A 19,430-nucleotide genomic window follows, 5' to 3' on the forward strand; every position below is an offset into this window, starting at 1 on the left:
TTATTAATACTACTATAGTTAAATGGGGGCTAAAATATGTTAAAATCATGGTTCTATCAACAATCAATTGCCACAAAAATGTTTATTTCAGTCGCTTTTGTGATGGTTTTCGCCATAGTAATGGGATCGTTTTCTATATATCAAATTAGTACATTTATCGATCTTCTTCAACAATATGCAACGAAGTACAACATTCCAAATGAAATAGTAGCCAAAGAGATTAGTCAATTCGAAACGCTCCGTAATCTAATAGCTGGTATGCTGGTCTTGGGTGTTATTGTCTGTTATTATGTAGCTCACTTTACTATCAAGAACGTCATCTGTAAGTCTCTCTGGTATGCTCAACAGGCTCTTGAAAGGATTGCTGATGGTGACCTCACTCAAAACATAAATGTGAAGAGTAACGAGGAAATCGGAATGCTTTTCGCTGCAATGAAAAGGATCATTGAAAAGCTGAGGGAAGTTTCTTCCGATATTAATCGACTCACCCATACTCTTGCAGAAAACTCAAACAGCCTCTTGCAGACCACGCAGGAGATGAATCACAACGCCCACGAACAGGCTCACCAGACCAGCCAGGTGTCTAGCGCTTCTCTTGAGATGTCCCAAACTCTCCTGGACATTGCTGGCAGCGCTGAACAGGCAACAGTTGCCGCAACAGAAACCGCCGAGGCTGCAAATAATGGTCTTGCCGCAGTTGCCGAGGTTATGGGTGAAATGCAAAAAATCGCCAATTCGGTTCAGGAATCATCAACAACCATTGGCAAGTTGGGTGAATCAAGTGTTCAGATCGGGAATATCGTGGGGACTATTGAGGACGTGGCGGACCAGACCAACCTGCTGGCTCTTAATGCTGCCATCGAGGCGGCCCGGGCCGGTGAACAGGGACGAGGTTTCGCTGTTGTCGCTGACGAGGTGAGGGCGCTGGCTGAACGCACAGCTCGGGCTACCAGAGAAATCGCCGAGATGATCAAAAACATTCAGAAGGATACGGAGCAGGCGGTTGCTGGCATGGCATCCAGTAAACGCGATGCAGACGGAGGCCTGGCAAGAACTGAAGAAGCAAATCAGGCCTTGGAAGCGATTGTGAGAGCATCAAGCAACAGCATGGACATAATCGTGAGGATTGCAACAGCAACCGAAGAAGAGTCCGCTGTGACTGCCGAGGTTTCGTCAAGTATCGAGAAAATTGCCACCGGTACGCGGTCTACCGAAGAGTCTGCAGAACAAATTGAAGAATCTGCAAAGCTGCTGTCGGCCCTCTCTGCTGATCTTGAGAAATCGGCCGCGTGGTTCAGGGTTTGATCCAACGAGTCTTCAATACGTCTGTCTATTTATTCCTGTTTGTGTCAATCGGGATTCTTGCTCCTCAGGAGGTAAAGGAGATATCGCCTTTTGCTTGGGGGTGGGTCGAGGGAAAGCTAGGATGGGATCTTACTGGCTTTTGGTTTTCCCCTTTCGGAGGAAACGGCAAATGCCGGATAACCAACTCTCAGGTGGCATGGAGACTACCTGAGAGCAAGATAGTCTTTGGTGAGGTATCGCCACCAGGAAGACGCCCATATCCTCATCTGTGGGTGGAGAATAGAGGTCAAATTGTAGATGGGGTTTGCCCGCCCGAAGTCCCTGGCTGCAGTAGCCGGCGCCGCTTTGCGACAATCAATCCAACTAGCCTGACAATCGAGGCGCAGAACCCTTTGTCCGAAAAGGACCAAAAGAGCATAGCCTGGGGATTAGATTACTTGCAAGGTTTGAAATCCTCTTCCGTAGCGACTGGTGGTTAATCGCACTCGACGAAAGGGGAGCGCAACCTCAGCATTCTCTTGATGGCCTGCAGAAAACGGCTTTCCCTGTCGATCATCAAGACTGTGCAGACAACCAGACTCACCAGAGCCAGTAACCGGTAATCTCCTTGATACCCGAATCCGCTAGTTCCGTTTCCCGCATAAAGATAGGACACTGAGCTCGCCCAGGCCAACGCCAACAACACTTTCTTCAACATGCATAAACCCCTTGCCGGAGATTGAGAGCCACGAAAAATGCTCTCATAATAATATCTGGCAAGGGGTTTGATTATTTGGTGTAATTAAATGCAGTTTTTTTACTTCTTGGTTTTTTTTGATGCTCTGACCGCTCTGGCTTTTTCTAGATTGGCGGCCAGGTTGTTCTCTTTGGCAGCAGCGCGGCGGGCCTCGGAGTAGTTCTTCGCAGTCAACGCCTGTGTTGGGGAAATATTGAACTGCTTGCGGTACTGGCCGGGCTTGAGATCGTGGGCCTGCTTCAAGTGCCTGGTCAAGGTCTTGAATCCGGTCTTGCCACAGATCATGCACCCGATCTGATCATCCTTGAAAGCCTTGCGTATAGTCAGGGCGGGGGCCTGAGAGGCAGGTTCACTTGCTTCCAGCGCTTCCGGCGTTCCACCCTCCAGCGCCTTCAGAGACGAATAGACTGCATTGATCTCACCAAGCAGGTCTTCCTTCGACATCTGTGAGCCTGATGCGTGAGCTGAAACAATACTTGCAGTAAGTTCGACAAGAGATTGAGTCATTGATATACTCCTTGACATATTATGAATTATAACAACTATGAAGACATTATATAAAACCACCATGCAATATCAACAAAAAACTACTCTCTTCGTGAAAATCTATTGAACGCATCAATTTTTATTATCTCAACATCATCTGTTCCATTGGTATAGGCGATATTGTTAAGAAACGTAATCTCGTTATCAAGGTCTTTTTCAGAAACAACTGTCCACCAAGTTTTTATCTTTCCATCACCTCCAGGCTCCCAGTGGTATTTTCTATCCCTCAGCGAATCTTTTGCCGAATATGCTGAGTTGTAGGCCATGATCTTAAAGCTTGGTTTTCTGGCATTTTCCAAAACTGTTTTAAATACAGATAACTTAGAAACTGGTAAATTCTCTAGGAGCAATCCTAACAGTCCTTCTGCATCATTGAGCGCACGATGTGCATCAATGAAACACGCTCCACATTTGTATAACAAATACTCTAAAGTCCGAGATGTAACGAGCTCATTTTTCCAGTCTATCTGCGACATAGTGCATGCAAAAGGGAGCTTCTCAAACTCAGGAAACCTTCTCTCCAAAAAGGAACGGTCAAATTTGCAGTTGTGACAAAAACATAGACTTGCTTGACTTACAATCTTTCCAACAGCCGCATCATCTAGCGACTGGCCGGCAAGCATGTCGTCAGTGATACCCGTAACTGCCGTCACTTCCGGGTCCAGGGGACGGCACGGATCTTCGAAACCCGAATATGTGTCCACGATCCTGCTGATTTCCCCTGTCATGGCGTCATACTCGAACGCCACAATGCCAAGCTCGATAATCACATCATCAGAGAAGTTGAAGCCTGTTGTCTCTGTATCGATACACAGGCCTACCCGCCTCGTCTTCCCGGTGATTGGTTTTCCCGTGAGACCAGGGTGCTGCATGATGTCCAGGCGTCGAAGGATACGATATTTCTGTGATGCTTCGAGCAGTTTCAATGCATCCATTTCATGTTTCGGGACATTCATTTGCCGCCTCCTTCGCAGGTATTTTGCCTGTAGATCACCAATACCTTTCTGTGTACTGTTATTGCATTATATGCGAAACAAATACGGTTGCAAACCAAAAAAGCATCATATACAATGCAAGCATGTTATTCGAGCTGGGAAAAAAAATCCGTGAAGAGCGGAAGCACAGAAAACTTTCACAAGCACAAGTCGCCGCAGCTCTTGGTATGAGTCGGACCACTATCAGCCAAATCGAGATGGGGACAGTGCAGGATATTGGGGTACGCAAGCTGATTCGGGTACTGGAGTATCTGGGGCTTGAGTTGCAAGTACGGGCTGCTGGAGCGCCTCCGACGCTTGAAGAGTTGAGGAGCGAACAGCCATAGAGTGGCGTCAATAGAATGGACGCATGTCATGGAGCGTGCAAAATGGAAAAATCGATGAAAGAACCTGGATGGAATGTGAGTTGTAATAGCCGCAATGGCATGGCCCACTGGTGGGAGAGCTCTCCTTTGAAACCTGAATTTGTTCGAAGCCACTGTGGCAAGGTAGAGAAAAAAGAGAATCTTCAAGGCCTGTCACATGAACTGCGTCGGTGCAAAGTCTGCGCAAAACACGGAGAAGAGACGGCATGAGAAAGGCTGAAGTGAGCACCCCGGGACAGGCACTCGCATATCTTGTCGATTGCACGTTGGCAACCATTTCACACATGGCAATGCTCAAGTCGAGAAAGAAAAGTGAATATGAACGCCAGATTGCTATCGCTCAGAACGGGGTCGACTGGATGGTGCAAATGAACATTGATCCATCCACAACCAGAGCCGCGGAAATCATCAGCCAGGGATTGACGGTAGCGGATTGGGCCAAGGGCTTCACCTTGGGCGAATCATGACAATCACGCCACACACCCTTGCTGTCTGGGCGGACGACCAGAGAGCCGGCCTCCTGGATCGATCTATTGATCAGCATCAGTATGTGTTCGCATACGACCCGGCTGCCGAGTCTCCGTCGGCTCAAGTCTCGCTGACCATGCCCGTGCGGCTGGAGAGCTGGGCGAGCCGTGACCTGCATCCGATATTCCAAATGAACCTACCTGAGGGGGCGCTCCTGGAGGCAATCCGGAGGACTGTTTCGAAACTGATCGGCGAAGACGATCTAACGATTCTTCGGGTGACTGGTGGCAACCAGGTCGGACGTAACCGTTTCTCTCTCGCGGCTGACCCGGCGCCCGGGATCGTAGAAACCAAAGAGTCATTGGATGAGTTGCTGTCGTATCCGGACACAGAAGAGTTGTTCAACGATCTGGTGGCGAAGTATGCCCTGCGCTCCGGGGTATCTGGTGTTCAGCCGAAGGTGATGCTCGATGCGACGGAACGAGGAACCGCCGCCGTCGGTGGCTACATCGTGAAGTCCTGGGGGAGCGAGTATCCCCAGTTGGCGGCGAATGAGTTCTTTTGCATGACCGCGGCAAAACGCGCAGGCCTCTCGGTCCCGGAATTCCATTTGTCTGAAAACGGTGGGCTGTTCGTGATGAAGCGCTTTGATCTGGGAGAAAGGGGGGAGCCACTCGGCTTTGAGGACATATGCTCCTTGCAGGCCTTGGCTACAACCCGGAAATACAGCAGCACCTACGAACGTGTTGCGCGGACGATCAAGGATTTCGTTTCCCCAGCAGCTCTACTGGTCGCGCGTGAGCAGTTTTTCGCTTCACTCGTGCTGTCCTGTATGGTACGCAATGGGGACGCCCACCTGAAGAATTTTGGTGTCCTGTATGATCGCCCCGGTCAGCTGGTCCAATTGGCGCCCGTCTATGATGTGGTGACAACCACGGCGTATATCCCAAAGGACGTGCCGGCACTCAGTCTGTTTGGGACAAAGAAATGGTGGTCACGGAGAGCGCTAGAGCGCTTCGCTGTGTCTCATCTGAGTTTGCCTGTCGGGAGGGTGGGGCAGATCCTGGAGAAGGTCGCCGAGGCGGTGACCGATACCCGGGGGATCGTATCAGCTTACATGGTGGAGCACCCAGAGTATCGAGAGGTGGGGAACCTGCAGCTTGCGTCTTGGGAAGTCGGCGTGGCAAATTTAGTGCTGATATGATACCATATCATATCAAACACAATATTCAATATTGGATCACGACAAGGGGAGGGGGGCACAATGCAACAGGTTGCTTCGTATGAGATGGTTGCTGGCGCATGCGAGAAGCTTGAGAGGGAGGGGCTCAAGATAACGGGGCGGTCGGTCCTTACCGTTACTGGCGGTAGCCTGGCAACGGTGCTCGGGCACATCAAGCGGTGGCGCCTGAATAAAGAGAGCGCTCCATCTTTGGTTCCTCTGGAAATTCCTACCGATGTTCAGGGGGTAATCCTTCGCGCATTGGGCCAGGCGCAGGTAGATGCCGCGGATAAGCTGAAAGAAGAGATCGACCAGGCTGGCGCCAGAGAGGCTGAGGCACTCGAAGGCTTGAGTGGTGCGGAACGACGGATTGAGCAGCTGACCGACGAACTGAATGCAATCCGGACACGGGCAGAAGCGGATCGCCAGTCCACCGAGAAATCCGAAGCGGTGGCGAACGAGAGGATTGATACCTTATTGGCCCGGGTGCAGGAGTTGGAGACTGAACGCCGGCAGCTCATCGAGTCTGCCGAGGCCTCCAGGACCGAAACAGCCAAAGCACAGCTCCAGATCCAGCGCGCAGACGAAGCTACGAAGAAAGCGGAGTCGCGAGCCGAACACTTGGAGGCCCAGCTTGCAGATGCCCAAAATGGTCGGGTGGCTGCCGAAAAGGCTCAGGCAGTTGCCGAACAACGAAGCAATGATCAAAGCGAGGCATTGGTCGAGCTCAGGGCTACTTTGTTGGAAGCGAAAGGCGAAAGTAAGGCTACAATCTCGGAACAAAAGACTGAGATCCTGGCGCTCAGGAAAACCGTTGCTGATCTTGAAGGACGAGTTACTGGGTTACTGGCAGATAAATCTAGCCTGGAGAAAGCGTTGGCCCTCGAAGAGGAGCGGAATAACTTTGCCCAGAGAGCTGGTGCTATCACACCGGAAGAACAGGTAGGATAAAGGGGCTGTCGTCTCCACTACAAAGCGGCGGAGCACGCATGTCAACGCAATCATGGCCACCTCCAGCTTCCACAGATTTGCTTTGTCTCCACTACAAAGCGGCGGAGCACGCATGTCAACGTGTCATTGTTGCCTCCCACTTCCGCAGATTCAACATGTCTCCACTACAAAGCGGCGGAGCACGCATGTCAACAATAAAGACAGGGGGAGTCATGGAACCACTTATTGCCGAGTCTCCACTACAAAGCGGCGGAGCACGCATGTCAACTGCCTATCAACTATATCCTTAAAATTACGAGATTATTCCGGGGTGATTTCGAGCACCCCTTTCAATTCGTCTATTTCAGACCACGGATTTGCAGTTAACTCTCGTTATCATACAAGAACTCGCTCCTTAAATTAAACGGTTCGAGCGGTACCGATGGTTTACGCATCACAATACCTCTCGAAAAAGATTGGCTGCGGCGTTGATGTCCTGATCAACCAGTGCCCGGCATTCTCGACAGCGCCACATGATACCGTCAACCTGCTCCATTTTCCCCTTGCAGGCGCTGCAGGTGGCTGAGGATGCTGTTGATACCTGCTCGATCTGTGTTCCGTTTTTTGCAGCAGCCTTGGATAAACATTCCCTGAGTTCCGAGATAGCCGCCTGCTGGCGCTGTTTCCTCGCGATTTTAGTAAGTTCGTTGGGCGTCCCATCACCTTTTTCCAGCAGCGCCAGACGACGCAAGTCCATTTTGTCGAGGCAAATCACATCATATACAGACGTGAGTTGCTTCGCTGTGTTGCGATAAAAGTCCATTCGACGCCGGAGAAGCTTTTCGCGCTTATGAGCCATCTCGATCGTAAGCCGCTTGGTTGCCTTGCGTCTCTGCTCGGCCTCGTCTCGTGCATCTCCGAGGTATTCTGGATAATTGCGCCAGGCGATAACGGCTTTAGCAAATTTCGCCGGATGCGGTCTTTTTGAGCGGCGCAGCATGGAGCGCAACTCCTGCAACGATTCCGGCAGCTCGTCACCCCCCCATTGCTCCAGCAACCAGGCGTGATTCTCGTTCGCAGCAGAGTCGATTCGGCCCTGGAGATCGCCATTAACATAGTCGAGTCCGTCGATTATTGCCTGTGGCAACGTAATATGACGAGCGTCGGAACCATCATATATCGTTGCTACACGTAAGCCGCCGCCAGCCTGTTTTTTCCAGCCCAGGTTGAGCCCACAACGATTACCAGTTGAGGACCTCTGATCGTATGTAGGGCAATCAGTGGTGAACGTAAAAACGACAGACCACACGAAATCAGTCCCGACTCTTTTTCGATGGACAGATAGCGACTTGAGTGTTGCTCCTTCAGGCAGTGGGCGGTGCAGAATTACCGGGAAACTTAGGGTTCGACGGAATTTTTTACTCTGTTCATCCGTCCCGGTGTACAGGGTGATAGCGAGGATACCATACTCCCGCGAGTCACGTCGACTGCCAACACTTTGCAGATCAAGTGAGGGCGGTTTTTTCCCGCTGATGTCTCCGAGTTCACCGCTGGACACCAACCGGAGCGATGCGACGTTACGGTTGCCTTCTAGCAGATCTTGAACACTCATGCCACCCTGAATCTGATTGGTAAAACGCCCGGAGCCGTCAAACCGGTGGTATTTCAGCTCGGCTCCATCCTTGAGCGCTTTTATGCGTGCCTTCTTGTACGATTCCAGCACGGCATTGTAGTTCCCCCACCAGAGACCTGAGTTATTGTATGCCTTAATAACAGCGGCCTGTCGGTCTTTTTCAAGATTCTCAATATCATTGCCGGCGGCCCTGATCCGATCTTTTGCCGCCGCCCGGGTTTCTTTGGCCTTGCTTGCAACAGCTTTAAGTTCCGACTTGAGCTTTTTTATGTTTTCGTCCAGACAGTCAATTTCCGGGCATTTCTTTTTCCGGTGCTCCACGCGCAGTTTTTTACGCCCCTCATCGAGGACACTGAGCCGGTCTTTGATAGAGGCGATTTCCGTATCCATCTGAGCCGTTTCTTCGTCTGATCCGATCAGTTCCCTGTATTTTGCGCGATGCTCGCGTTCAATGGTGACCAGATCGTTCCAGAGTTTGTTTTGGAGAAACAGATGCTCGAAGGCGTCACCAGCAGGGTAGTCCGGACAGTCCCAGTCTAGTGGGCTGAGCAGGCCATATTTCCTGACGATGGTCGTCACTGGCTGGACCTGTTCATCAGGCACGAGATACAGATATTTTTCCGTGCGGGTTGGAGCAATCATGACAAGACTCGATGTTTCTGCAACCGCTTCTTCCGGATCAAAGCGTACCTTGGCTGACTTTGCGGACACAGATGCAGTTAGCAGCCATTCAGCTGCAGTATGGTTCGCCGCAATAGTGCCAATTACTATACCTTTGGTTTGCTCTCCGTCTATCGTGATTGTTACTCGCTTCATGGCTCTCCCTTGAGAAAAATCTTTGTCACGTGACCACGAATATTAATACAACACCGTTGTGTAAACACGCAACCATCTAATGGTTATTGAATAATTCGCATACACTAAATTATTCTCGGGTTTTCAACACTCCGCCGACAACCACAGCTTTTTCGAGATTGCGTCCCTGTTGAGCCGTCCTACCTCGCTCCCGTAAGATGATTATAGTCCTAGCCAGACGCTCACGATCGTACTGAATCGCCTCTTCCGGCCTATCCAGGTAGACGAACCCATGATGTTTGTACCACCGAACAAATGTGATGAAGTATGTTCCTGTGCCTGGCCAGCTGCAGCTGCGCCACTTCTCCCTCACGTCGGCCCGCATTGCGTCTGGGAGCGCGGAGTACATGCGCCGCCCCTTCCGCCAGTGGTTCGCCCGGAGTTCCCGCCACTCTCCCACGATCCAGGTCATACCATCATCCATCTGGTTGATTCGTTCTTCCGGGGATGGCTGGTTTTCTCGAATCTGGTCTGCAAATAAAGGGAGCCTCTCGGCCTGTCGCTCAAGAGCTCTCTTCGCGGCAGCCATACGCCGAGGTGTGACGCCCCTGCGCTCTTCTCTTCGCATGGGATATCGCTGGAATCTCATACCTTGCTCCCAGTCAATCAGAACACTCTAGGATCTCACCGACAATCTTCATCGCCTCAAACCTTGCCCTCAAAGGAATGGTCAGCCCATCAACTGCATTTCGTTTGAAACGCACAACAAGCCACGCTTTCCACTGCAAACCTGGCAGACGTGCAAGCGGGTCTTCGTTTGTTGGAGACGATGCGTTGAGTATTCGCGCAAGCCTGTAGGCTTCATGCCATTTTGCTTTCAAGGGCCCCCCGGTTTCACTGGCTAGAAATAATCGACTATCCGCAACAAGTCATTGAGAGAAATCTAAGATCACTCACTCTCATCTGAGGCGGCCGCCTCAGCAGCCTTGTTCAGCGCCTCGACGATCACGTTTCCCAACCAAAGGGCTTCTTCAGCCTCTACCTGCTGAGAAGGGTCTCTGCCGTCTTGGTAGAAAGAAACGGCCGTGACCATACGGTTGTTGCCGTCACTGATCTGCAAGGTGCCGTAGCCGTTGTTGTGCATGGTAAACGGCCCCTTGACTGGTGTCGGGACGGCGAGGCGTTCCTCAATATTCTTGTCAATCCTGGTGTAGTCCCCTGGGGACACTAGCTCCTTATGTATGCAATTGTTTCCTTTCCGGTCCTTGTAGGGTTGAGTGACATATCTCCAAGTGTTCCTCGGTAATATATTCATATCCATCCACCTCCAGTGTTACTCAAAAATAATCCCGCCACGTCGCGACTGCCCTGGGGTCGGCCATCACCAGCCGTTTCAATTTCTCTCTGTCGCCGAAGGTAGTGCGGCAAGCGGCGATGCGACCGGCCTGGAATGGATACTCCGGGGTGCCATAGGCTTTCTCTGCTTCGATACATGCAGAGATGCATTCAGCAAGGACTCTTTCTTTTTCTTTCGTTGCGATCATCTTCTTCCACTCCTATCAGGCGGCCATTTGGTTCTGTTCTCCATGCGGATGATTCATCTCGTACAACCTGAGGCCCGCCTTGAATATTTCTCTTTTGATCTGCCGGAAGTCTTCCTTGAATCCGTCGAAATGGCGTTCCTCAAAGGACCGGGAGAAAACTTGGGTATCGACGGCAGCGATTGCCCGCTCCGCGTCTTTAAAGACTCCGCGGACTTTCGGGGCGATAGTTCCGAAGGCTGGTCTTACACCATAACGCCCGCGGTTTCCTTTGCGGGTTGATGCTGCCTGCCCGACCACATAGGCTCCTTTTAGCCAGCCCCCGTTTTTTGCTTGTGTCCATTCCGTCGGACCGTCAGCCCAAACGTCTTCATTTTCAGCGCCAAATGCCAGATACTTGACGACCAGCTCCGCATACAGGTGATCCAGGCTGAGGTTGAGACTGCGATCTTCACTGAAGCGTCCTGTGCGGTTGCGGAGTCCGTTAAGTTCCAGCAGACGGAGATACTCTTCCAATTCCAGTGGTTTCCCATTGGACGCCCGTTTCATGTAAACAAGTTTCCTTGCCAGGGTCTCGGCGGTAGTCGTTTCCCAACTGCGGTCTTTTCCAAAGTCCGTACCGCTGTCAGCATCCCTGATCATCTTCACCAGTTCGGCAACAGCCTCTCCAAAGGTCAACTCAACCCCTTTCTGGGCAGTCTCTACATCCCCGAAGAACATCATCCCCATCCACAGACCCAGCTCTCGACGAGTGAATAGCGATCCATCTGCGCTGTAGATATCCACCTCGTAAATCCACTTGGCTTTCCGGCCGGGAACCTTCTTGAGCCTGATTTCACCGCCCCCGGGGTTGCGCCCAACAGATACAGCGCCATCTATGGCACTTCGCCTCTTCGCTTTCCTCCAGCCCCAGTCAAAGGTTTTCATATCGGCGGACAGGTAGGAGTCGACTGTCGCCATTTCCCCAGATGCATGTCCGGCCAGGACCGCCGGCAGCTCATCTTTTGGAACATCGATCCAATGAGCCCCGACGTAATCAGGCTGTATAAGACCCCATCCGGTCCGAAGATTGCGGTAACCAAACTTCGGAGGCCCAAGAATAACATCCAGCTTGAGCCATGCATTGCGAACTCGCTTAAAGGCATCCTTCTTCAGCACAAAGTAGGTCCCATCGGGATGCCCCTGGGGAGCTACCGCGAGCATGTCGAATATATTCAGCTGTTTCATTCTTTGCCTCCCGTGTGCTGCATTTCATACTTGACATTATAAGCCAATAGCACATAATGTCAAGTATGAAGCAGGCGGGAGAGTAAAAAGATAAATCAAATGTGGGAGGTGCATGATGGCATTTGCTGATAAGCAGACACAGTGCTGTTCCAGGGGATGCGAAATTATAGTTTGCGAGCCTGATGAACGTCTGGTGCGATGCATCATCAATGGTGTGCACAAGGCGCCGCTGACACAAGGGCAACGGGAGTGGCTCATAAATGAGGCTGATTGGGCAGGTGAGGGCTCTTATCCGGCTGAAGAAGCAGGTGAGCTTACTGACGTAGAGTTGGCAAAACGTACACTCAGCGCATGGCAAGAGTACGTTCAAACCCATTTCTGAAAGAAGGTTGCGATGCGCATTGGCCTGATTGATTTTGACTCAAAAATCCCAAACCTTTCATTGATGAAGTTGTCCGCCTTCTACAAGGCACGTGGATGCAAGGTTACTCTCAATAATTTTTCTCCATCTCAAGTGGACAGAGTATTTTGCTCGGTCATCTTCACCAGAAACAGGCGGTCTGCAGATTTACTGCGTGGGGTGTATGGCGAGCGAATCAGCTTCGGGGGTACCGGCTACGACGTTGCAGCCAGGCTGCCCGAGGAAATTGAGAGCATGCGGCCAGATTACGATCTGTACTCTCAAGAGTTTATCTATTCCCGTATCAATCGAGGAATCGGCAAAAAGGAGACCAAGCTGGCCAAGGCGCAGACACTGATCGACGCCGGGATTGGCCGCCTGTCTACCGGTTGCCCGCGCTCCTGTGCATTTTGCTGCATCCCAACGAAGGAGCCGGAGTTCAGGCGGGTAGGGGAGGTTGCAGATATCCTTAATCCACGGAGCAATGTCCTGGTCCTGCTCGACAACAACCTGTTGGCACTCCCCGAGTCTCTAGATATTTTGCGCGAACTCCGCGAGCGGAAGCTGACAGTTGATATCGCCCAGGGGATCGATATGCGCCTTATGACGGACGAACTGGCCCGGGAGCTGGCATCAATCAGACACCTTCGCAGTCTGCATTTTGCGTGGGATCTGATGGAGTCAGAAGCAACAGTCCTATCAGGACTCAGCGTGCTGACAAAACGCATCAAGTCCTGGCGGCTGATGTGCTTCGTGCTCACTGGATTCAATACGAGCTTTGACGAGGATGAATATCGGGTGAGGAAGCTGATTAACAAGGGGGTAGACCCCTTTGTGATGGTCCACGACTCCTCAAGCGATGTGAAGCTTAAGCATTATCAGCGCTACATCAACGCAAGGATCTACAAGGCCTGTGATCGTTTTGAGGACTACCTGCCGTGGCAGTCTGTCAGGTGCCAACGTGGATCAGGATCGTTGTTCGAGGGCAATACCTAAAAGCGGCTACATGCAGTCAAATTGTCTGCGTGAGAGAGGAGGGAAATCGTGCTGTTCAAGATTGAGATTAAAAAGAGACTCCATGGAGCGTGGTACAACTATCCTCCCTTAGAGCTTAAAGGCTTGACAATTCGACAGATTCTTGAGTTCATTGAACAGCAGGATTTTGTCGTGAAGATCGAACAAGGAATGGGTAAGACCGTTTATATTGTTGGAAAAGCGGAGACCTTTCACGAATATCGTGGCGACAACAACCAGAAAGCAACCTTTTTTACCGTGCCAATGACCCTTGGGCTCTGGAACGATTCGCCACTTCTTGATATAGTGTGGCCACCATTTGGTTTCATTGATTCTGGCCCCGAGTCCAATGACGACAAGATGCGAGATGAACAGGCAAATCTCCAGGAGTCATTATCGATTCTCAAGTCAATGGAACGCGAGAGCGCTCCGACTTCTCATCTTAAGAAAAAACACGCATATCGAGGACTCAGATATGCTGCGTGAATCGAGGAAACTGTGACCACTATCCCTCCAGAAGTATTAGATCAAATTAAAGCAGAACTGAGACGCCAGTTCGCCGATGAAGGCTGCTGCCCTATTTGTCGTCAAAAAAAGCGCCCAAGTTTCACAGCGGAGCGCAAGAAAACAATGAGCGAAGCAATGAAGGTTCCGCGCAACAGGGTGAGCCCCACAACAACAAAGATATTGCTGGCAATCAGCCAAGCATCAGAAACATTTACTTTGACCGAAATATCAAACAAAACAGACACCAGCAAAAACACCGTGAGAGAAATAGTAAGAAGATTGGCTATTGCTCAAGAACTAAGGATAGGCGCAGAAGTAGACAGTCGTCATAAGACAAGCAAATTCGGAACAGGAGTATTCTGGAATCAACTGGAAAAAGACGGAAACATACCACTCAAGAGCTTGCCAAGCTAGTCAGATAAGACAGTATATCGTCCCCCTTTACAAAAAGGGGGTTATTTTATATTAGCATTGACATTATAAGCTAAACGCATATAATGTACTTATGGTTATTGATTTCACGTTAAGGGAGAACGATATGGAGAGCGCTGTTACCAAAAGTCATGATTTGGCCCACATCCCCTTGGGGGCGATTGTCACAGGGAATAACCCCCGTCAGTTTTTCTGTCCAACAGCGATGGAAGAACTGATTGCCTCGGTTCGTCAGAAGGGTGTGATTCAGCCGATCTGCCTCAATGTCCTTGAGGGTGGGAAATACCAGATTATCGCTGGCGAACGCCGCTATCGTGCCGCCCTTGAGGTCTATGGTGCTGAGGGAACAATCCCTGCTATCGTAACATCTGTTGACTCTAGCGAAGCAGATTCGATGGCCCTTATCGAAAACGCAATCAGAGAGAATATGTCCCCCACCGAAGAGGCTGTTGCAGCAGGGAAGATGCTGGCAAAGAATAACAACAACCGTGATGAAACCGCAGCAGAGCTTGGGTGGCATGTAAGTAAGTTGAATCGCCGTCTTGCGTTACTGAACCTTGTGGCAGAAGCCATGACCGCACTGAACGAGAGGCGCATCATGCTCGGCCATGCTGAGTTGTTGGCAGCAGTTCCCCAGGACAAACAAACTAAAGCACTGGAAACGATCACAGCAATGAAGATGCCTGTTCAACAGGTCAAAGAGTTGCTTGCAAAGGCATCAACCGCTTTTGAATCAGCCATATTCGATACGGCTCGATGTGCTTCGTGCCAATACAATTCAGAACAACAAAGTGCGCTTTTCACCGAGGCGATTGAGAGCGGGCGTTGCACCAACCAGTCCTGTTATGACACCAAAACTCGTGTCCGCATCGAAGAAATACGTGACGAGGTTTCGCAAGAAGTGCAGACCGTTAAGGTCATTGAGATTGGTGATACCTCTACTACTGTTTGTCTGACAAAAGATGGAGGTCTTGGAGTCGGAGCTGAACAGTTTGATGCGTGTCTTGCCTGTTCAAAATTCGGAGCAACCGTGTCGGCAATTCCCGGCGAGGAAGGAAAGATTGAGCGATCTGTCTGCTTTGATAGCGATTGTCACCGCAAAATGGTTGCAGAAAGGGTGAAATCGGAAAAGGCCAATCAATCATCTTCCAAGGAAAACGAGGGTCAGACAACGCCTGTCACCGAAACAGAAACGGCACCGGCGTCAGCAACCTCGAAAGCCAAGGGTACTGGCACTCAAAAAAAGGCGTCTGACCTCTCTGAGCGAGTAAAGGAATATCGACGCAAACAGGTTTGGGAGCCAGCCGTAAAGAGGGAGCTTGTGTCCCAACAGGACAAGGCTAGGGCTTTTGTTCTCGATCTGTTGTTGTCGGGTGATGCAGGGAAACCTGACCACATGATTCTTGTAAAACTTTTTGGCAAAATCACGGGTGGGGATTATCCTGTGAGCGCGAAAGAAGAAGGCTACCCTGAGAAGCCTTATGGACTTGATTCTGACCAGCAGAGCAAACTTTTCGCGGCTGCTGGTGTTTCTGCGGTTGGTGCAATCGCAGAAAAGAGGCTTAAAAAATTGCTCGGGTTTCTGGAAACCGATCTTGGCAAATACTGGAAAATCAATCAGGATTTTCTGTCTCTCTTAACCAAAAGCGAAATTGAGTCCGTGTGCAAGAATGTAGGAATTGACGCAGTAATTAAGGACTTCGCAAAGGTAATAGGAGGAAAAAAAGAAGAGGCAATCAAGACCATCCTCAATGCCGAATTTGATTTTGAAGGCGCCGTTCCTTCGATGCTCAAGTACTAATAATTAGAAGCTGTAGCGATTCTCCCTGTGATGGCCCCGCTTTCGGGCGGGGCATTTTTAAAAAAACGACTGCACCAAATAAACACCAAATAAATATTGTAAATAACCGAATTATTTGATATTAATAAATAACCGACAAGAAGGAGGCTGTAATGTTCAGCGCAATTCACAGACTGGCAACGCAAGCGGATTTGGCTTTAAATATTTCCGCATCAGGTGACAGCCTACGGGTTGTTGTCATCCCGAAACCTAAGTCAGGTGAAACTCATTCAGCCTTGATTACTCCGCTGATTCTGGAGGCGACACCGGAGGAGTTGAACGAACAGTTCGCAGGGATTCTGGTGCAATACTCCTCAAAACGTAAATCCCTCGTTGAAACGTTGGAAGAAACAACGGCATATCTTGACGCCGCGATGAAAGAGGCGAAAGACAAGGCCACAAAAGCGGCTACCGAGAAACCGACTCCTGCACAACAGGTAAAACCCGCAATGGCAGGTAATCAACCGACTAAAGCCAGCAATCAGCCTGACGATCTCCAATTATTCTAACAAACGAGGGAAAATATGCAGATAACGACACTCACAAGGACATTCAAGTACAACGGTGCAACGCTTCGTGACCCTGACCCGAAGCAGACCCCTGAACAGGTGAAAGAGTTCTATTCTATGGCCTATCCCGAATTGACCACGGCTGTTGTTGAGGGGCCGGAAGAAAATAACGGTCAACTCCAGTATTCCTTTCGGAAAGGCGCAGGGACAAAAGCCTAGAGATGCAGAAACTTAGAGCAAAACTGGCGGCAACAGCCAGAGGCGAAGCACAGTATATCGAGAGGGGGGCGGGTGTATGCTTGGCACAGCAAACAGAGAATCAGGGTATCGCCGCAAAAGCACTTACACGCGCTTTAAAGCCCAAACAGGGAAAGGAAAGATCATCGAGCCGGTTGCTACCCCCGTGGCAACTTCTCCCCCCTCTTTTCTGAGCCTCCCCAATATTCCCAAGTCAGTTCCCAGGTTGTATGAGTTTGATACAGCTAGCACATGCGTGGCCAATATAGCGTTGCATCTACTAGATCTTGGAGTGGTAACAGAATCGGAAGCGATTATGCCACTTCAAGATATTGTAAAGCAATCACTCAACAGATGGTGTCGAAGCAAGACTAAAGACTTGGAGTGCTTTTCTCCAATTCTAATGGTAAGCGATACATTTGCAGGGATAGGTGGATATGCTGTTGACGCAGACACAGTTCTTGAACAGGAATCAATTACTCCAGAAACTTCTATTGTTGCATTAGGTATTACATTCGATAATACCAAATGTTTTACACTCAAAGACAAATGCGACACTCTCCACACAGTAGAGCCTGACTTCATTGAGTTTGTCATACAAAAACTATATCATTCATTATGCGTTATGTTTGCCGTTACACCGGAACTAGCTCATGACACAGCGGATATGTTCTATTGGGATTGTTACGATGACTCTGATGAAGAACCGTATGTTACTAAAGAAGAATTTTACAAGATCATACCTGAGTGGGTTGCCAATCCAACATATAAAGAAGGTTGGGTAAAAGAGTTTGATCGATGCCTTGAACATGACAACGAAAATATCAGAAAGATAGCTCAACACATCTTGACTTGGCAAGATATTGAACATACCAGAAAGAGTGACGTTCTTCCTTATTATCCAGATCAAGTAAGCGATGATGGTTGTACTACCATACAGAACGGAACTTGGATATCGTGGGACGAAAACGAACTTTTTGATAGAATAATAGACGACTGGGGCGAATACCACTACCAGACAAGCACAACAGACCTCAATAACTTTTTTGTTGTCCCTGCCACCAAACAGGGAATCGAAAAAGGACTAACTTTACTAGAATACTATTTTGTAAGGCTAGAATGGGCAGATAAACTACTAAGACTTGTTGGTAAAATACGATAAGCACTAATAAAAGAAAATATTAAGGACAACGGTGATGGTACGAACACACTTTGAAGATACAGCAAAAATGACACTGAACAAGGCAATTCTGCTGTACGAAGGCGATGGTCACTCCTTTGCAACTATTCACAATGTTGTCATAGAAGGCAAAACCAAACAGAGCCTCGGAGCAGGTCATCCGGTCGATGTTGAAATGCTCGGTACTCTCATTAATGCCTTGGGTCGTAATGTTTCTATCGGTGGTTATTTGCCTCCCAATATCCTTTCTGTTGGTTTTGATTCGATGGTGTGGTGGGTTAAGCCGTCAAAGCGGAGGGTTTTTTTCAAGACAAACGAAGAGATAATTGGGGAACGTTCCGAAGTAGTGCCTCACCCCGGCCTTGTGTTTGGAGTCAACGGCAGTGGAGTATGGGCTGTCTGTGCAGTAAAAGGCAACACCAGACCAACAGAAGATACACCTATCTGGCAAGCGCCGTATTTCAATGTGTGGAGCAGTGGAAATATTTGCACAGGTACTATCGAGACACCAAAAAGCGTAGCGGTGACAGAAACGGGAAAATGGGAAGAGTGCTTCTTTTCATCCTATTTCAGCCACCCCAATGCTCATGGCTCTAGGCAACTGATAAATAGCAGAATCAATCCTTATCAATTCTGGAAAACGGTGTTGGACGGAAAATATAAAACTTTTCCTACACAGAAACTTGTCCAGACAAACAAAACACTTAAAGATTTCATCAAAACAATAAATGGGAGCGACAGATGAAGCGCCACACAACTGACTGGAAACTGCTTAGTCGTCAGGTAAATGTTGCACTTGTTGGTTGTGGAGGGGTAGGAGCAAGCGTTTTACCCGGCCTTGCAAAACTACACACGGCTATTACCGCCCTTGGTCATCCCGGTGGACTGCACGTTACAGTTTATGATCCCGATACGGTTTCAAAATCCAATATTGGCCGACAGAACTACTCTCCATCCGATGTGGGCATCAACAAGGCCGTACTCTCAGTTCATCGAATCAATAGCTTCTATGGCTTTAATTGGTCCGCCGAACCAACATACTTTCCCGGCCCCCCTTCAAGGAATATTGATCTGGTAGTGTCTTGTGTTGACACAAAAGCCGCACGTCGAAATATCGCTGAATACTGCCGCCGAGTGAATGTCCCTTACTGGCTTGACTATGGCAATGATCTGGTAACAGGTCAGGTTATCCTCGGCCAACCCTTGTGGATCGGAGAAAAAAAGAGGGAGCGGCCCATGCGACTCCCTACGGTGACAGAGTTGTTTCCAGAAATCATGGACGCTCAAATACCAGAGGACGACACTCCATCGTGTTCACTTGAAGAAGCTCTAAGCCGACAGGATTTGTTCATCGGCCAGACATGCGCTGTTTTTGGTCTGGATTTACTCTGGAGACTATTCCGCGAGGCCGGGATAGATAATCACGGCGCATTTATAAACCTGAAATCGGGGCGAGTGATGCCCTTGCCTGTTGATAAGGAAGCATGGAAACGATTTGCTCCCAAGAAAAAGCGATCTAAGCGAACCCTCAAGCCCATTGAAGCATAA

General features: G+C 49.6%; 24 protein-coding genes. 16 read left to right on the top strand and 8 right to left on the bottom strand.

All coding sequences use genetic code 11. From position 1 onward, the window contains the following. Positions 1-36 precede the first annotated feature (36 nt). Complete coding sequence (locus PPRO_RS18905) at positions 37-1,305, top strand: methyl-accepting chemotaxis protein (RefSeq protein WP_011733912.1); 1,269 nt, start codon at positions 37-39, stop codon at positions 1,303-1,305. Between the two features lie 796 nt (positions 1,306-2,101). Here PPRO_RS18905 and PPRO_RS18915 read toward each other — a convergent pair. Both PPRO_RS18915 and PPRO_RS18920 read right to left on the bottom strand, forming a co-directional pair. After that, a complete protein-coding gene (locus PPRO_RS18915) occupies positions 2,102-2,548 on the bottom strand; it encodes a MucR family transcriptional regulator (protein WP_011733913.1) in 447 nt (148 codons plus the stop codon). An 80-nt stretch (positions 2,549-2,628) separates the two neighbouring features. Then, on the bottom strand, positions 2,629-3,543 hold the full coding sequence (locus PPRO_RS18920; protein WP_011733914.1) for a 3'-5' exonuclease: 915 nt from the start codon (positions 3,541-3,543) through the stop codon (positions 2,629-2,631). Here PPRO_RS18920 and PPRO_RS21575 point away from each other — a divergent pair. Genes PPRO_RS21575 through PPRO_RS18940 form a run of 5 tightly spaced genes read left to right on the top strand, consistent with a single transcriptional unit; the run spans position 3,513 to position 6,588 of the window. Further along, positions 3,513-3,908, top strand: a complete 396-nt coding sequence (locus PPRO_RS21575; RefSeq protein WP_232286739.1) for a helix-turn-helix domain-containing protein — start codon at positions 3,513-3,515, stop codon at positions 3,906-3,908. The two genes, PPRO_RS18920 and PPRO_RS21575, sit on opposite strands and share 31 nt — an antisense overlap. A gap of 42 nt (positions 3,909-3,950) precedes the next feature. Beyond that, entirely contained in the window at positions 3,951-4,157 is a 207-nt protein-coding gene (locus tag PPRO_RS21110) for a hypothetical protein (RefSeq protein ID WP_157040155.1), read from the top strand. Beyond that, on the top strand, positions 4,154-4,414 hold the full coding sequence (locus PPRO_RS18930; protein WP_041533030.1) for a hypothetical protein: 261 nt from the start codon (positions 4,154-4,156) through the stop codon (positions 4,412-4,414). The genes PPRO_RS21110 and PPRO_RS18930 overlap by 4 nt, the downstream gene beginning before the upstream one ends. Beyond that, positions 4,411-5,619 (top strand): type II toxin-antitoxin system HipA family toxin, encoded by a 1,209-nt coding sequence (locus tag PPRO_RS18935; protein ID WP_011733917.1) that lies wholly within the window; start codon positions 4,411-4,413, stop codon positions 5,617-5,619. Before PPRO_RS18930 ends, PPRO_RS18935 begins: the two co-directional genes overlap by 4 nt. A 60-nt stretch (positions 5,620-5,679) precedes the next feature. After that, positions 5,680-6,588 carry a DNA-binding protein gene (locus tag PPRO_RS18940; protein WP_011733918.1) on the top strand — a complete coding sequence of 303 codons (909 nt, stop codon included), beginning with the start codon at positions 5,680-5,682 and terminating at the stop codon, positions 6,586-6,588. 433 nt (positions 6,589-7,021) lie between these two features. Here the strand turns inward: PPRO_RS18940 and PPRO_RS18945 are convergent, their stop codons facing one another. The 6 genes from PPRO_RS18945 to PPRO_RS18965 all read right to left on the bottom strand — a co-directional run bounded on the left by PPRO_RS18945 (position 7,022) and on the right by PPRO_RS18965 (position 11,763). Continuing rightward, a complete protein-coding gene (locus PPRO_RS18945; protein WP_011733919.1) occupies positions 7,022-9,016 on the bottom strand; it encodes a zinc ribbon domain-containing protein in 1,995 nt (664 codons plus the stop codon). A gap of 109 nt (positions 9,017-9,125) precedes the next feature. After that, positions 9,126-9,644, bottom strand: coding sequence for a hypothetical protein (locus tag PPRO_RS19915; RefSeq protein ID WP_011733920.1), 519 nt, complete (start codon positions 9,642-9,644; stop codon positions 9,126-9,128). Positions 9,645-9,657: 13 nt separating this feature from the next. Beyond that, the gene (locus PPRO_RS21115) at positions 9,658-9,876 is read right to left on the bottom strand and encodes a hypothetical protein (protein ID WP_157040156.1); all 219 of its coding nucleotides are present in this window, start codon (positions 9,874-9,876) and stop codon (positions 9,658-9,660) included. Between the two features lie 68 nt (positions 9,877-9,944). Next, a complete protein-coding gene (locus PPRO_RS18955; protein WP_011733921.1) occupies positions 9,945-10,310 on the bottom strand; it encodes a hypothetical protein in 366 nt (121 codons plus the stop codon). 22 nt (positions 10,311-10,332) lie between these two features. Next, the gene (locus PPRO_RS18960; protein WP_041533032.1) at positions 10,333-10,539 is read right to left on the bottom strand and encodes a hypothetical protein; all 207 of its coding nucleotides are present in this window, start codon (positions 10,537-10,539) and stop codon (positions 10,333-10,335) included. 15 nt (positions 10,540-10,554) lie between these two features. Next, positions 10,555-11,763: a hypothetical protein gene (locus tag PPRO_RS18965; RefSeq protein ID WP_011733922.1), complete on the bottom strand. Its 1,209-nt coding sequence runs from the start codon at positions 11,761-11,763 to the stop codon at positions 10,555-10,557. A 112-nt stretch (positions 11,764-11,875) separates the two neighbouring features. On the opposite strand from PPRO_RS18965, the gene PPRO_RS18970 reads away from it, so the two are divergent. From PPRO_RS18970 to PPRO_RS20535, 10 genes are all read left to right on the top strand, one after another. Beyond that, positions 11,876-12,145, top strand: coding sequence for a hypothetical protein (locus PPRO_RS18970; protein WP_011733923.1), 270 nt, complete (start codon positions 11,876-11,878; stop codon positions 12,143-12,145). A 12-nt stretch (positions 12,146-12,157) separates the two neighbouring features. Further along, positions 12,158-13,159, top strand: coding sequence for a hypothetical protein (locus tag PPRO_RS18975; RefSeq protein ID WP_011733924.1), 1,002 nt, complete (start codon positions 12,158-12,160; stop codon positions 13,157-13,159). A gap of 48 nt (positions 13,160-13,207) precedes the next feature. Next, positions 13,208-13,663 (top strand): hypothetical protein, encoded by a 456-nt coding sequence (locus PPRO_RS18980; RefSeq protein WP_011733925.1) that lies wholly within the window; start codon positions 13,208-13,210, stop codon positions 13,661-13,663. Positions 13,664-13,675: 12 nt separating this feature from the next. Continuing rightward, a complete protein-coding gene (locus PPRO_RS20530) occupies positions 13,676-14,098 on the top strand; it encodes a hypothetical protein (protein ID WP_011733926.1) in 423 nt (140 codons plus the stop codon). A 124-nt stretch (positions 14,099-14,222) separates the two neighbouring features. Continuing rightward, entirely contained in the window at positions 14,223-15,917 is a 1,695-nt protein-coding gene (locus tag PPRO_RS18985; RefSeq protein ID WP_011733927.1) for a PRTRC system ParB family protein, read from the top strand. Between the two features lie 152 nt (positions 15,918-16,069). Further along, entirely contained in the window at positions 16,070-16,465 is a 396-nt protein-coding gene (locus PPRO_RS19920) for a PRTRC system protein E (protein ID WP_011733928.1), read from the top strand. Positions 16,466-16,480: 15 nt separating this feature from the next. Then, positions 16,481-16,684: a PRTRC system protein C gene (locus PPRO_RS18995; protein WP_011733929.1), complete on the top strand. Its 204-nt coding sequence runs from the start codon at positions 16,481-16,483 to the stop codon at positions 16,682-16,684. 76 nt (positions 16,685-16,760) lie between these two features. Then, positions 16,761-17,864, top strand: coding sequence for a hypothetical protein (locus PPRO_RS19000; protein WP_011733930.1), 1,104 nt, complete (start codon positions 16,761-16,763; stop codon positions 17,862-17,864). A 34-nt stretch (positions 17,865-17,898) separates the two neighbouring features. Beyond that, the gene (locus PPRO_RS19005) at positions 17,899-18,627 is read left to right on the top strand and encodes a PRTRC system protein B (protein WP_041533033.1); all 729 of its coding nucleotides are present in this window, start codon (positions 17,899-17,901) and stop codon (positions 18,625-18,627) included. Beyond that, positions 18,624-19,430: a PRTRC system ThiF family protein gene (locus PPRO_RS20535; protein ID WP_011733932.1), complete on the top strand. Its 807-nt coding sequence runs from the start codon at positions 18,624-18,626 to the stop codon at positions 19,428-19,430. The genes PPRO_RS19005 and PPRO_RS20535 overlap by 4 nt, the downstream gene beginning before the upstream one ends.

It is taken from the genome of Pelobacter propionicus DSM 2379, from assembly GCF_000015045.1.
In the GTDB taxonomy this organism is placed as follows: domain Bacteria; phylum Desulfobacterota; class Desulfuromonadia; order Geobacterales; family Pseudopelobacteraceae; genus Pseudopelobacter; species Pseudopelobacter propionicus.

Bases quoted from the DNA above. Each gene is read 5' to 3' on its own strand.
- PPRO_RS18905 (WP_011733912.1), top strand. From the start codon at position 37: ATGTTAAAATCATGGTTCTATCAACAATCAATTGCCACAAAAATGTTT.
- PPRO_RS18915 (WP_011733913.1), bottom strand. From the start codon at position 2,548: ATGACTCAATCTCTTGTCGAACTTACTGCAAGTATTGTTTCAGCTCAC.
- PPRO_RS21575 (WP_232286739.1), top strand. From the start codon at position 3,513: ATGCATCCATTTCATGTTTCGGGACATTCATTTGCCGCCTCCTTCGCA.
- PPRO_RS18920 (WP_011733914.1), bottom strand. From the start codon at position 3,543: ATGAATGTCCCGAAACATGAAATGGATGCATTGAAACTGCTCGAAGCA.
- PPRO_RS21110 (WP_157040155.1), top strand. From the start codon at position 3,951: ATGGAAAAATCGATGAAAGAACCTGGATGGAATGTGAGTTGTAATAGC.
- PPRO_RS18930 (WP_041533030.1), top strand. From the start codon at position 4,154: ATGAGAAAGGCTGAAGTGAGCACCCCGGGACAGGCACTCGCATATCTT.
- PPRO_RS18935 (WP_011733917.1), top strand. From the start codon at position 4,411: ATGACAATCACGCCACACACCCTTGCTGTCTGGGCGGACGACCAGAGA.
- PPRO_RS18940 (WP_011733918.1), top strand. From the start codon at position 5,680: ATGCAACAGGTTGCTTCGTATGAGATGGTTGCTGGCGCATGCGAGAAG.
- PPRO_RS18945 (WP_011733919.1), bottom strand. From the start codon at position 9,016: ATGAAGCGAGTAACAATCACGATAGACGGAGAGCAAACCAAAGGTATA.
- PPRO_RS19915 (WP_011733920.1), bottom strand. From the start codon at position 9,644: ATGAGATTCCAGCGATATCCCATGCGAAGAGAAGAGCGCAGGGGCGTC.
- PPRO_RS18955 (WP_011733921.1), bottom strand. From the start codon at position 10,310: ATGAATATATTACCGAGGAACACTTGGAGATATGTCACTCAACCCTAC.
- PPRO_RS18960 (WP_041533032.1), bottom strand. From the start codon at position 10,539: ATGATCGCAACGAAAGAAAAAGAAAGAGTCCTTGCTGAATGCATCTCT.
- PPRO_RS18965 (WP_011733922.1), bottom strand. From the start codon at position 11,763: ATGAAACAGCTGAATATATTCGACATGCTCGCGGTAGCTCCCCAGGGG.
- PPRO_RS18970 (WP_011733923.1), top strand. From the start codon at position 11,876: ATGATGGCATTTGCTGATAAGCAGACACAGTGCTGTTCCAGGGGATGC.
- PPRO_RS18975 (WP_011733924.1), top strand. From the start codon at position 12,158: ATGCGCATTGGCCTGATTGATTTTGACTCAAAAATCCCAAACCTTTCA.
- PPRO_RS18985 (WP_011733927.1), top strand. From the start codon at position 14,223: ATGGAGAGCGCTGTTACCAAAAGTCATGATTTGGCCCACATCCCCTTG.
- PPRO_RS19920 (WP_011733928.1), top strand. From the start codon at position 16,070: ATGTTCAGCGCAATTCACAGACTGGCAACGCAAGCGGATTTGGCTTTA.
- PPRO_RS18995 (WP_011733929.1), top strand. From the start codon at position 16,481: ATGCAGATAACGACACTCACAAGGACATTCAAGTACAACGGTGCAACG.
- PPRO_RS19000 (WP_011733930.1), top strand. From the start codon at position 16,761: ATGCTTGGCACAGCAAACAGAGAATCAGGGTATCGCCGCAAAAGCACT.
- PPRO_RS19005 (WP_041533033.1), top strand. From the start codon at position 17,899: ATGGTACGAACACACTTTGAAGATACAGCAAAAATGACACTGAACAAG.
- PPRO_RS20535 (WP_011733932.1), top strand. From the start codon at position 18,624: ATGAAGCGCCACACAACTGACTGGAAACTGCTTAGTCGTCAGGTAAAT.